13 protein-coding genes are annotated in these 11,718 nt (G+C 40.5%); 2 read left to right on the forward strand and 11 right to left on the reverse strand.

The genetic code is table 11. The features are described 5' to 3' along the window. From B2X72_RS12980 to B2X72_RS13005, 6 genes are all read right to left on the reverse strand, one after another. On the reverse strand, positions 1 to 1,293 hold the full coding sequence (locus tag B2X72_RS12980) for a nucleotide sugar dehydrogenase (protein ID WP_286849814.1): 1,293 nt from the start codon (positions 1,291 to 1,293) through the stop codon (positions 1 to 3). Then, positions 1,290 to 1,853 (reverse strand): serine O-acetyltransferase, encoded by a 564-nt coding sequence (locus B2X72_RS12985; RefSeq protein WP_286849816.1) that lies wholly within the window; start codon positions 1,851 to 1,853, stop codon positions 1,290 to 1,292. The genes B2X72_RS12980 and B2X72_RS12985 overlap by 4 nt, the downstream gene beginning before the upstream one ends. 19 nt (positions 1,854 to 1,872) lie before the next feature. Then, complete coding sequence (locus B2X72_RS12990) at positions 1,873 to 2,841, reverse strand: SDR family oxidoreductase (protein ID WP_286849817.1); 969 nt, start codon at positions 2,839 to 2,841, stop codon at positions 1,873 to 1,875. A gap of 12 nt (positions 2,842 to 2,853) precedes the next feature. Then, on the reverse strand, positions 2,854 to 3,372 hold the full coding sequence (locus B2X72_RS12995; protein WP_286849818.1) for an ArsR family transcriptional regulator: 519 nt from the start codon (positions 3,370 to 3,372) through the stop codon (positions 2,854 to 2,856). A gap of 84 nt (positions 3,373 to 3,456) precedes the next feature. Beyond that, a complete protein-coding gene (locus B2X72_RS13000) occupies positions 3,457 to 4,839 on the reverse strand; it encodes a nucleotide sugar dehydrogenase (RefSeq protein WP_286849819.1) in 1,383 nt (460 codons plus the stop codon). Positions 4,840 to 5,062: 223 nt separating this feature from the next. Further along, positions 5,063 to 5,554, reverse strand: a complete 492-nt coding sequence (locus B2X72_RS13005; protein ID WP_286849820.1) for a hypothetical protein — start codon at positions 5,552 to 5,554, stop codon at positions 5,063 to 5,065. Positions 5,555 to 5,732: 178 nt separating this feature from the next. Between B2X72_RS13005 and B2X72_RS13010 the strand changes: the two genes are divergently transcribed. Both B2X72_RS13010 and B2X72_RS13015 read left to right on the forward strand, forming a co-directional pair. Next, positions 5,733 to 7,646: a 7TM diverse intracellular signaling domain-containing protein gene (locus tag B2X72_RS13010; RefSeq protein ID WP_286849821.1), complete on the forward strand. Its 1,914-nt coding sequence runs from the start codon at positions 5,733 to 5,735 to the stop codon at positions 7,644 to 7,646. Then, positions 7,643 to 8,254, forward strand: a complete 612-nt coding sequence (locus tag B2X72_RS13015) for a response regulator (protein WP_286849822.1) — start codon at positions 7,643 to 7,645, stop codon at positions 8,252 to 8,254. Before B2X72_RS13010 ends, B2X72_RS13015 begins: the two co-directional genes overlap by 4 nt. A 62-nt stretch (positions 8,255 to 8,316) precedes the next feature. Here B2X72_RS13015 and B2X72_RS13020 read toward each other — a convergent pair whose 3' ends face one another. The 5 genes from B2X72_RS13020 to B2X72_RS13040 all read right to left on the reverse strand — a co-directional run bounded on the left by B2X72_RS13020 (position 8,317) and on the right by B2X72_RS13040 (position 11,602). Then, the gene (locus B2X72_RS13020) at positions 8,317 to 8,814 is read right to left on the reverse strand and encodes a hypothetical protein (RefSeq protein ID WP_286849823.1); all 498 of its coding nucleotides are present in this window, start codon (positions 8,812 to 8,814) and stop codon (positions 8,317 to 8,319) included. Positions 8,815 to 9,044: 230 nt separating this feature from the next. Next, positions 9,045 to 10,043: a mannose-1-phosphate guanylyltransferase gene (locus tag B2X72_RS13025; protein WP_145328076.1), complete on the reverse strand. Its 999-nt coding sequence runs from the start codon at positions 10,041 to 10,043 to the stop codon at positions 9,045 to 9,047. Positions 10,044 to 10,048: 5 nt separating this feature from the next. After that, the gene (locus B2X72_RS13030) at positions 10,049 to 10,471 is read right to left on the reverse strand and encodes an adenylyltransferase/cytidyltransferase family protein (RefSeq protein ID WP_286849824.1); all 423 of its coding nucleotides are present in this window, start codon (positions 10,469 to 10,471) and stop codon (positions 10,049 to 10,051) included. Positions 10,472 to 10,507: 36 nt separating this feature from the next. Beyond that, positions 10,508 to 10,972: an adenylyltransferase/cytidyltransferase family protein gene (locus tag B2X72_RS13035; RefSeq protein ID WP_208734231.1), complete on the reverse strand. Its 465-nt coding sequence runs from the start codon at positions 10,970 to 10,972 to the stop codon at positions 10,508 to 10,510. A gap of 108 nt (positions 10,973 to 11,080) precedes the next feature. Further along, positions 11,081 to 11,602 (reverse strand): 3'-5' exonuclease, encoded by a 522-nt coding sequence (locus B2X72_RS13040; protein WP_286849826.1) that lies wholly within the window; start codon positions 11,600 to 11,602, stop codon positions 11,081 to 11,083. Positions 11,603 to 11,718: the final 116 nt, after the last annotated feature.

Here is an 11,718-nt window from a genome sequence, read left to right on the forward strand (position 1 = left end):
CTACAAACGGGAATCAGCTAAATCAGAAATAACGCCTTTAACATCATAAACAACAGCATTCTCTTTTTTAAGGTCATCAAGTTTCAAATTCAAGAACTCTTGATGTGCTACTCCCAATACAATAGCATCAAATTTTGCCTTTGGCAAATCAGTTGTACTTTCAATACCGTATTCGTGATGTACTTCAGCAGGATTTGCCCAATGATCATATGTTGTTACTTGAATTCCATAATCTTCTAAAGCACGGATTACATCTACAATCTTCGTATTGCGAACATCAGGACAATTCTCTTTAAATGTTACGCCAAGCATTAATACTTGAGCCCCATTAACATTAATTCCTTTCTTGATCATACATTTAACAACCTGAGAAGCTACATATTCGCCCATCGAATCGTTCAAACGACGTCCAGCCAAAATAATCTCAGGGTGGTAGCCATGTTCTTGGGCTTTCTGAGCCAAATAGTAAGGATCTACACCAATACAATGACCACCTACCAATCCTGGTTTAAAAGGTAAAAAGTTCCATTTTGTGCCCGCCGCTTCTAAAACAGCATGTGTATCGATATTCAAAATATTAAAGATCTTTGCCAATTCATTGACAAAGGCAATATTGATATCACGTTGTGAATTTTCAATCACTTTAGCGGCTTCAGCAACTTTAATACACGGTGCCAAGTGAGTACCTGCCGTAATCACTTCTTTATAAATAGCATCAACTTCAGCTCCGATCTCAGGTGTAGAACCTGAAGTGACTTTTAAGATTTTCTCAACCGTATGTTGTTTATCACCTGGATTGATTCGCTCTGGCGAATAGCCAGCGAAAAAATCTTCGTTAAATTTCAAGCCTGAAATTTTCTCCAATACGGGTATACATTCTTCTTCTGTAACACCCGGGTAAACAGTAGATTCGTATACAACAATATCGCCTTTCTTCAATACTTTACCGACTGTTTCTGACGCTTTATATAATGGTGTCAAGTCCGGACGGTTATTTTTATCGACAGGAGTGGGTACGGTAACCACATAGAAATTTGCATCTGCAATATCCGATAATTGATTGGAACAGTACAAACCAGTCGTATTCGTTGAAAATGGATTTTCACTTACCAATGCGGCTTGAAGAATATCGTCTTCCACTTCCAAAGTTAAATCTTTACCCGAACGCAATTCATCAATACGCTTTTGGTTGATATCGAATCCTAATACTGGAAATTTTGTTGCAAACAGCCTCGCTAATGGCAAACCTACATAGCCTAATCCAATGACAGCTATTTTATATTTTGTATTCATACTATTTTATATTTATTATTTACAAATCTACCGGGATTGTCGAAGTTAAGTACCTTTGCTGGTACTCCTGCGACAGTTGCATTGCCAGGAATATCTTTAATCACTACTGCGCCAGCCCCAATCGACGAATTATCACCGATAACTACATCGTTAACTATGCATACAGACGGTCCTATATACACATTGTTACCTATTTTCGCAGCTTGTCCATGAGCACCAATAGTGGTAAATTGACTGACATTAACATTATTACCTATAATAGCAGAAGGGTTTATTACGACACCAATTCCATGTCCAATATAAAACCCATACCCAATTGTAGTTGCTGGAGGTATTTGGATCCCATATCGACGTGATAAACGCCAGTGCATGAATTTTGCTAGAGGATATAAAATCCCTCTTACTTTACAAAGGCGGAACCAGAATGAATATCCAAAACAATGATTAATAACAAATAATCCGTTAAGAATTATTTTAATTGAGGATACAGTCTTTCCGTATCTTACATAATCACTTTTAATATATTTCCAAGCAACGGAATAATTAGGGTATCTTGACATCAGGTTCAAATGAAATAAATTATTTTAAATTTTCCCAATACCACTTGACCGCCTCTTTAAGACCTTCACGGATCACATGAGTAGGTTCATAGCCCAGTAATTGACGTGCTTTGTCAATGGAAGCCAACGAATGTGGAATGTCTCCTTGTCTATTCGGTCCATGAACAATCTCTACCTTCGCAATTTTAGCATCGTATTCGGTTAAAAATTCTTTTAGATACCCGACCAGTTGATTTAAGGTGGTACGGTCGCCAACAGCCGTGTTATACACCGTATTGATGGCATCTGGATTGGTTGTTGTCATTGCACGCTCATTCATCTGGATCACATTATCGACATAGGTAAAATCACGTGAATAATCACCAGCTCCGTTTATCACAGGACTCTCGTGGTTCATAAATTTCTTTACAAATAATGGGATCACTGCAGCATAGGCACCATTTGGGTCCTGACGTCGGCCAAATACATTAAAATAGCGCAAACCAATCGTCTCCAAACCGTAGGTCTTAGAAAAAATATCTGCATATAATTCATTGACGTATTTGGTAATGGCATAGGGAGATAATGGCTTACCAATCACATCTTCCACTTTTGGAAGACTCGCAGAATCACCATACGTAGACGAAGAGGCAGCATAGATAAAACGCTTTACCCCAGCATCGCGCGCTGCAACCAACATATTTAAAAAACCTGTAACATTGACCTCATTGGAAGTTTGTGGATCTTTAATCGAACGTGGAACGGATCCCAAAGCGGCCTGATGCAATACATAGTCCACCCCTTCAACAGCTTTTTGGCAATCTTCATTGTTCCGAATATCGCCTTCAATTAAGGTAAAATTCGGATTGTCTGCGTGCTGCGCAATATTGTGACGATGACCTGTAGCAAAATTGTCCAACACCACCACGTGATGGTTTTTACCTAAAAAATGCTCTAAGAGATTTGAACCTATAAAACCGGCCCCACCGGTGATTAATATTTTACTCATCTTTTGACGTAATTATATAGTAGAATGATTTGTATATAAAATAATATAACGTTGTTCTTCACTAGTCTTCTGAAAAGAAAGATTGACCTGCTTTCCCAATTTTTTTCCAACCTTGTCCGCTAACAGCAATAAATATGCCTGATTTAGGTTTTCACCCAAAATTAATACTTCTATTTTCCCCGAATCTATGCCCTCCGCATAGTCGCCAACCAAACTAACTTCCTGTATATCGCCCGCTTTACCTAGGATATGATCGATAATGTCATCAATCCCCAAATAGGTATGAATTAATTTTTGAAGAGGGGCAAACAACGAATGTTTTGTATTGGCACGGTATAGTATTTTATTTTTAGCTGTACTCTTTTCTAAATAGCCCGCTTCGGACAGTTGGTTCAGTTCTTTTCGTATGGCATTGGTTGACTCCTGAAACTCTTCCGCCAGTCCACGTAGATGAGACTGATTACTTGCCGACACAAAAAATTTGATCAGCAACTTTAATCGAGTCTTGGATGTAATTAACGTGTCTAGCATGGTTATAGTTCAGATTGAGTAACAAAAGTACTCAATCTGCTTTTATTTATCAAATTAAATTTATATTAAACAATCATCAATTTACTAACTACCAATCGCATAATAGTCAAAACCTAAGGCTTTCAACTGCGCACTGTTCAATAACTTCCGCCCATCAAATACAAACGAAGGCTTCTTCATTAGCTGCTTGATCTGCTTCCAGTCATAACTGCTAAATTCGTCCCACTCGGTCAATACAGCCACTGCATGCGCATCTTGCAACGCCTCATAAGGGTCGTTGACCACGGCTACTAAACGGCGATTTTCTTCCGAAGATCGCGTTTTTAAATAATCCAGGTCTTTATAAATCTGCTCTGCACTCACCTTCGGATCATACACCACAAGCTGCGCTTCCTCATCCAGCAAGTGATCGGCTACGTATATTGCAGCAGACTCGCGCGTATCGTTGGTGTCTTTCTTAAAAGCCCAGCCCAAAAAGGCAATCTTCTTCCCATTGACCGTATTGTACATGGTCTGAATAATTTTTTCAGCAAAGCGTTGTTTCTGATGATCGTTTAAAATAATTACCTGCTCCCAATAATCGGCAACAGCGGTCAAGTTATAGCTTCGCGCAATATAGACCAGATTGAGAATATCCTTCTGAAAACAGGATCCACCAAAACCCACCGATGCTTTTAAAAACTTAGGGCCAATACGGCTATCGTGTCCAATGGCGCGCGATACTTCATCGACATTGGCACCTGTCACTTCGCACAGCTCGGATATGGCATTAATCGAAGAAACCCGTTGCGCTAGAAAAGCATTGGCCACCAATTTTGACAATTCGGAAGACCATAGATTTGTGGTGAGTATACGCTCTTGCGGCACCCACGATTGATAAATCTGCACAAGCGCCTGAATCGCTTCTTCACTCTCCCCACCGATCAATACGCGATCGGGATGGTATAGATCTGCTACAGCTGTTCCCTCGGCCAAAAATTCCGGATTGGATAGAATATCAAAATTCACCCCATTGCCCGTATCATGCAAAATACTCTTTAACGCCGCAGCGGTACGGACAGGAAGGGTCGATTTTTCGACAACTATCTTGTCCCCTTTGGCCACTTGGGCAATCTGCCGCGCACACAATTCGATATATTTTAAATCTGCAGCCTGCCCCTTGCCTTTACCATAGTTTTTGGTGGGCGTATTGACGGATATAAAAATCATATCGGCTTCGTCGATCGCCTTTTCAACATCGGTCGAAAAAAAAAGATTCCTTCCGCGCGCTTCTGCCACCACCGCATCTAGCCCCGGCTCATATATCGGAAGTTGCGCAAGATCTTCACTATTCCACGCATCAATACGTTGCTGATTTAAGTCAACAACGGTAACCTGAATATTTGGGTTTTTCTGTGCAATCACAGACATCGTTGGCCCACCGACGTACCCTGCTCCAATGCAAGCTATCTTTTTTATTTCTTTCATATATTCCAGCTCAAACAATTATTTATCAATTTTGCTTTTTTTCTTCCCTAGCTTTATACCGTTAAAGATAGGAATATGCTGCGAATTAGCCGTTAAAAAGAAATTTCAGTACCTGAGCATGGTGTAAATCCACGTGGAACATCATCATTTAAATAAAGAAACCCCGGCAAGCAGGGTCCCTTCGAGTTAAATAGGTATGTAATATGGAATAAAAACACGTAAATTACTTATTAATCGTATCTCCCGACTGTTCGGGATGAATATGATAAACACCCATCATAGGAAGTGTTGTACTAAAGGCTTTCTTCTCGCCATTTTTATAATTGATCACGGCATGAATCTTGACCTTATAATTTGTCAAATCGTAATGTCGGGCTTTATCAGAAGCCACACGAAAACGTACCGAGACTTCGGAAGAAGTATCCTCATTTATTTTAAATGGCAAAACAAGGACCTGTTGTAATTTTACCTCCACGTTGGAATCGGTAGAGCGGACATCTTTGACCACAATATGAAGCACGTCATCCTGAAATCGCTCGGCTCGAAACACCAACGCGCCATGGGTAGAACTGAGCCTCCCGCTATACTGTCCCGGATGTTCCTGAAAACGGTAGTAAACACTTAACGAGACATCATCTGGCTTCTTTCCTGAAGCAAAAAACTTAAATAGGGCAAACATAGTCGCAGCTAACAGAGCTATATATAAGTAAATCATAATCGAATAAATACTGGATCGGAATCAACATATGGTCTGCATTCTTTCTAATATTAAATGCGGAAAGCAAAAATAAACACTAAATACCCCCCAAAATAGAGACCCTAGGGTCTTATTTACAATTAGGAAAATAAAACCTTATTATTTATTGAAAAATAATGCAATTTTGTTTTGCTATATGAGACCAAACATTATAATCATCCTATTACTGCTGTTGAGCATAATCGCCACTCACTATGGGATGGAAGCAATCGTCTCACATAATAGGGCTATTCAAAGCACCTATATGGCCAGTGAATCTCCTATAGTCATCGCCCAGAAAAAAGAAAACCAAACCGATCCCATCTATTATTACACCAATAAACAACTGTTCAAACCGCTCGCACAATTCAAACCGGCAAAAAGCCAGGATAAAAATAGCTATTGGTTAAAAAAGATAATTTCCCTGGATGAAAATGCCTTAACGGGCGATTATGTGCTGTCATTTGATAACCTAACGTTCGTCGACATGGTGCTCATCGGTATGGAAGGACAAATCATCGAGCGAAGGAGCGCCGGCTTATTTCGTAGAAAAGCAACGCTATCCCCTAAAGGAGGGCGTGACCATTTTAATATTCATTTAGACAGCAAGAAGGTTTATACCATTTTACTGCGGGTCAAGCACATTAAAGGTTATACCCCGTTTTATGACTTCCGCTTACAAACACTGAAGGACTACCTGAAGAAAGTGCAAGGCATCAATCTTACCCATGCTTTTATGGAGGGAGCCATTATTGTATTGCTACTGTACATAGCTTTTGCATGGCTCGTTTCGCGCTATAGGCCTTATATCTGGATCTTTTGCTTTTTACTATTTATCGGATTTTATAGTTATGGGCTGCAAAATCAATTTATAGACATTTTCTTTCCCAATAATCCGCAACTTGGGTGGAGCCTGGTATCGGTATTTAGAAATCTGGCGGGGATTAGCTTCTCACTGTTGACAATTGCCTTCTTAAATCTCAAGAAAATAAGCCCCCAATATTATAAGCTGATGCTTGGGCTCATTCTGCTGGTCGTAATGACGTCTATATTCAACTTTATCAATAACTATTGTTTCGCCAATTTTAAACAGAGCAATTCGATTAACCTCTTTGTCGGCGTGGTATATGTCCTCTTCTTTTCGAACTTATTCATATCGCTTTGGAAAAAGATAGACAGGATGCAGCGCTTCCTGATCTACTCGGTAATTTTTCTCGTCATCGGCGTCAGCATACTGATTTATTGTGGATTGATCTTGAAAGAACAGTCTATCCAATATGTGTCTATCATGACGCAGTTTTTTGTTTTATGCATCACCATGATCCTCTTGATCGGCATTCGGCTGAAAATACGCAAGTCAGAACTGGAACATCACCAAACCACCGAAACCATTGTACTGGAGCGGACAGCAGAGCTCAAAAAAGCCAATGATGCCCTCTATGAGCAGCAGATTCAACTGCTTCAGAAAAACCATTATATCGAAACCCTCATTGATGAGGTCAACCATCGGGTTAAAAACAACCTCCAGCTTCTGTATAGTTTAGGGAGCCTGTGCCGCTCCGATCATGGCAACCAAAATATGCAGCCCATACAGTCCATGCAGGACCGAATACATGCCATGATGCTGGTAAACCAGTTGCTGGTGTACAATCAGAATAGTCAGCTGAAACTGAATATTTTAGTAGCGGAAACTGTTAACTACTTGAGACAAATGCATGATCCCGAAGAAACAATAGCAATTCAGGTTGATGTTACCCGAGACTGGCTGGTCACCACCCAAACCTCTATTCCCTTGGCGCTCATCATTACGGAGCTTTTGACAAATAGCTATAAGTATGCTTTTCCGAAGGGTAGAGTCGATTCGCCGGCGATTTACTTGAGTATACTCAAAAATGAATGGGGAACGACCATGCGGTTTGAGGATAATGGCGTCGGTGCGAAAGCTCCTGCACCTACAACTTCCTTCGGAATTGGCCTCGTAAAGGACCTGACTAGGCAGATCAAAGGAACGGTGACCATTCATCCGGAAAACGGATTTAAATATTTATTTGAATTTAACAATATCATATGAGCCTAAAAGTATTAATTGTAGAAGACGAAATGATCATTGCCCGATTTATTGAATATCAATTGCATTCACTTTACACCGGTCTGGAGCTGCACATTGCACTTACTGTGGATGAAGTGGATCAGTATATGGAACAAAACACACCCGATTTGGTGCTCTGCGATATACAGCTCAACGACCGGCTGGATGGTATTGAATTAATGGAGAAATATACAGCAACGAAGCATTTCAGTCTAATCTTTATCACTTCTTATCAATCCAAAGGTAGCATAGATCGCGCAGCTGCCCTCTGTCCAGAAAACTATATCATTAAGCCATTGGGAGAAAATCGCCTTTATGCAGGCACGCATATGGTGATCCAGCGCCTGCAGCAACAAAAGGATAAAAATCAGGCCGTGGAAAAGCTGAAGACGTTGACACCGGCCGAGTTAAATATTCTTAAACTCATTGCGCTCCGACATACCACCAAATATATTGCCGAATCATTATTCCTCAGTCCATATACCATCAAAAATACAAGACACCGCATCTGCCGAAAACTTGATCTCAATGAAGAAAATAATGCCCTATTATCTTGGGCGATCGAACATCAGCATCTGCTTAAATTTTGAGATAAAAAAATAAGGGTTTGCAATGAAGCAAACCCTTTCCCATAAAATAAGAATTACGCAAATTATGTCGTCTGATCAAGTGGATCTTTGGATTGATAAAGCTCCCCGATCTTCAATACGGTACTGAATGTTTTTGGTTTACTTTTTCCAAAATTCAACACACCCGATACGCGGATTCCTTTTCCTTCCAAGGTGCTGAGTTCTCCTTTCTTTTTGAGCAATTTAAAGCGGACGGATACGTCTGATTTCCCTTCTTTTTTCTTTTCAAAAGGCACCACCACAATCTGCTCCAGATTGACAAGCAAAGCAGGATGACTGGGTTTGACCTCTTTGATCACCAAATTTTTAAGTGCGTTGTCTTTGGGTTCCGTACGAAAGACAAAGACGCCACTTTTTGTCCGATAGTCGCCGCTATACTGCCCCGGTCTGTCCTGAAACAGGTAATTGACCTCCATCGAAACAGCCTCGTTAAAGAGCTTTTGCTTTTGTTTTTGTTTTGTCTTTAAGATTAGATAAATGGAACTCAAAACAAGTACCGTAAGTGCTATAAAAGTTGCCATAATAAAATAGTTAATGAATAGGAATAGGTGAACCCAAAAATAAGGTAATCGTCTATAGCACACGAAAATGGGACGGGGACAAAAAGGGGACAATTACAAATCAGACCTTAAAAGGGCAAAAAAGGCCTATCCGAGGAACAGGCCTTTTAGTGATTTCAGCTGTTATGCTAGCTCAACTAATTGACAAAAAAACGGGCGTATAATTCGAAAATTGAAAATAATGGCGCCCATTAATCAATCAACTTCGACTGATGACGTTCTAACGTGTTGTAAATCTTTTTAACATCTTGCGATTTTTCCTTTTGCAATACCAAGATCGCATCTTTGGTATGAACAAGTATACTATCGCGCAAACCTACAAATGCAGTATAGATATCCGTACCGATAACCATATTACCGTTCTCATCCACAGGGTGACCTGTCTGCTTCAAGTAATCGTACATCGATTCAAAAGAGCCTAAATCTGACCATTGGAAGCTGGTAGCAACCACGCGAATTTTCTTGGAGCGCTCCATCACGGCATAGTCAATGGAAATCGATGGAATATCTTTCGAAAGCTGAAGATCGAGCTCGCCATTTTGACGATGCTTCCAAGCGTTATAAGCCGTTGCATACACTTTAGGCTCAAAATTTTGGAGTTCGGCCAAAAAGGTATCTGCCCGAAAACAGAACATGCCCGAATTCCAAAGAAAATTGCCACGTTCAATAAAATCCTCTGCCGTATCCTGGTTTGGCTTCTCACGGAAAGACAATACTTTGTCCTCCTTATATTCTATATAGCCATACCCGGTTTCAGGTCGGGTTGGCTGAATCCCAAAGGTAACGATATAGCCCTTATTCGCTTTTTCAACGCCCTCTTTTATGGCCGCAGCATACGCTTCATCACCCACAATGACATGATCAGACGGTGTAACCACCAAAATATCGTCTGGTTGCGCCGCAAAGGCAGCAAAGGCAATTGCAGCAGCCGTATTGCGCGGGGTTGCTTCAACAATATCGATGTAATCAATCTTATTGTTTTCCATTACCTCTCTACTCAAGGTATGATTGTCGCGATTTCCAACGACAATCACCTGCCCACACAACGTTTGATTGCGCTTTACGGTCATTTCAAACAATGATCCATCCTTAAATAGCGAAAGATATTGCTTCGGGTAACTTTTTCGCGAAAGCGGCCATAGACGGCTCCCTACACCTCCGGTTAAAACAACATGTATAATATTGCTCATAATCTTTATTTTTTCTCACTTTCTTTTTCAGCAACCACCCGGCGCAAGCCTGCACTGGAAAAACGGTGTGTGCGTTTATTATAATAGATATCGATATTTTCCTCCACACAATAAGAGCGCCCCGAAAAATCTTTATCGCGATATTCCTCACCGATAATACGGATATCAATCGGAAAGGCTTTGATGATATCAATCAAATCCTGCTCGGTCTCATAGGGGATAATTTCATTCACATAACGGCAGCCTTCCAACTGTACATAACGTTCTACAATGGTCTGTGTTGGTTTTGCTTTCTCGGGAAAGACTTCTGATGGATCCGTATTTAAACCGACAATCAGGTAATCGCAATTTCTTTTTGCTTCTTCAAGCATCATAATATGGCCAGCGTGCAGTAAGTCAAACACGCCAAAGGTAATTCCAATTTTCATCTTACAATCTGTTCTTAAAAAGTTGATGCGCGTGCATTAGATAGTTTTTAGCGCAGGTTCATGTTCTGTGCTGGCATCTGCCACAATCCGACGTAAGCCAGAGCTGGAGAAACGGTGATCTCGGCTATTAAAATAAAGCTCGATACCTTTCTCTTCGCAGTATGCTCTCCCGGTAAAGTTCTTCTCGCGGTATTCATCACCGACTATCCGTACATCAATATTAAAGGAACGTAAGATATCTTCGAGATCCTGTTCGGTAGCATAGGGAACAATCTGATCCACATATTTACATCCTTTAAGCTGAACATAACGCTCGACTACAGTCTGAACAGGCTTATTTTTTTCTGGGCGGTCAAGTGTCGGATCTGTCTGCAATCCACAAATCAAATAGTCACATTGCCTTTTTGCATCTTCCAACATTTTGATATGCCCTGCATGCAGCAGATCAAATGCACTGAACGTAATACCTATACGCATCCCTTTTTCTGGAATATTCATCATAGTCACATTGATTTTAATGGAATAGAAAATTTATTGTATTCATCTATCAAAGATAAGATATATCTAATAACAAACGGAGGGATATTTGGTTCAATAATTATCGTTTATTTACAGTACCATTCCGATCTCATGATGCCGAATATACAAGTGCGCACAAGCTCGCGCATCAGAAAGTGCCTCATGGTGGTTAAGTTCAATACCAAGTACCTCACAACAGGCATTTAAACGGGCAGGTTTAAATCCTTTCCCTTGGTAAATTTTAAAGGTACATTCCCATTTTTCCTGCAAACCAAGTTGGTCGTAAGGTAAATTGTAATAATTCATGGTTTTGCGAAGCACCCCGCGATCAAAAAGCTCGTTATGTGCGACCATAATGCGATTATTAATAAGCGGATAAATCTGAGGAAATATATCTTTAAAGGTAGGTGCTTGTGCGGTGTCTTTAGGTCGGATACCATGTACACGCGTAGTCTGCCACATATACTGATTATTAGGAGGCTGTATTAGAGAATAAAATTCATCCACAATAATTCCTTGCTCAACAACGACCAGCCCAACAGCGCAAGCCGAGTTCTGATTTGCTGTGGCTGTTTCGAAATCTATTGCGGTAAAACTTAATCCTGATTGCATAGTCCCCTCTTCTAAAGTTGAGGTAAAATTAACACTTTTTTAATTCTACCCAAACTCCGCGTGCTAAATCACACGCCACGTTGCATTAAGGTGCCTGAAACCTCTTTTTGCGGCAT

It is taken from the genome of Sphingobacterium sp. UBA7253 (genome assembly GCF_002472745.1).
Lineage (GTDB): Bacteria > Bacteroidota > Bacteroidia > Sphingobacteriales > Sphingobacteriaceae > Sphingobacterium > Sphingobacterium siyangense.

Excerpts from the sequence above, each read along its gene's own strand:
- B2X72_RS12980 (WP_286849814.1), bottom strand. The coding sequence starts at position 1,293 with ATGAATACAAAATATAAAATAGCTGTCATTGGATTAGGCTATGTAGGT.
- B2X72_RS12985 (WP_286849816.1), bottom strand. The coding sequence starts at position 1,853 with ATGTCAAGATACCCTAATTATTCCGTTGCTTGGAAATATATTAAAAGT.
- B2X72_RS12990 (WP_286849817.1), bottom strand. The coding sequence starts at position 2,841 with ATGAGTAAAATATTAATCACCGGTGGGGCCGGTTTTATAGGTTCAAAT.
- B2X72_RS12995 (WP_286849818.1), bottom strand. The coding sequence starts at position 3,372 with ATGCTAGACACGTTAATTACATCCAAGACTCGATTAAAGTTGCTGATC.
- B2X72_RS13000 (WP_286849819.1), bottom strand. The coding sequence starts at position 4,839 with ATGAAAGAAATAAAAAAGATAGCTTGCATTGGAGCAGGGTACGTCGGT.
- B2X72_RS13005 (WP_286849820.1), bottom strand. The coding sequence starts at position 5,554 with ATGATTTACTTATATATAGCTCTGTTAGCTGCGACTATGTTTGCCCTA.
- B2X72_RS13010 (WP_286849821.1), top strand. The coding sequence starts at position 5,733 with ATGAGACCAAACATTATAATCATCCTATTACTGCTGTTGAGCATAATC.
- B2X72_RS13015 (WP_286849822.1), top strand. The coding sequence starts at position 7,643 with ATGAGCCTAAAAGTATTAATTGTAGAAGACGAAATGATCATTGCCCGA.
- B2X72_RS13020 (WP_286849823.1), bottom strand. The coding sequence starts at position 8,814 with ATGGCAACTTTTATAGCACTTACGGTACTTGTTTTGAGTTCCATTTAT.
- B2X72_RS13025 (WP_145328076.1), bottom strand. The coding sequence starts at position 10,043 with ATGAGCAATATTATACATGTTGTTTTAACCGGAGGTGTAGGGAGCCGT.
- B2X72_RS13030 (WP_286849824.1), bottom strand. The coding sequence starts at position 10,471 with ATGAAAATTGGAATTACCTTTGGCGTGTTTGACTTACTGCACGCTGGC.
- B2X72_RS13035 (WP_208734231.1), bottom strand. The coding sequence starts at position 10,972 with ATGATGAATATTCCAGAAAAAGGGATGCGTATAGGTATTACGTTCAGT.
- B2X72_RS13040 (WP_286849826.1), bottom strand. The coding sequence starts at position 11,602 with ATGCAATCAGGATTAAGTTTTACCGCAATAGATTTCGAAACAGCCACA.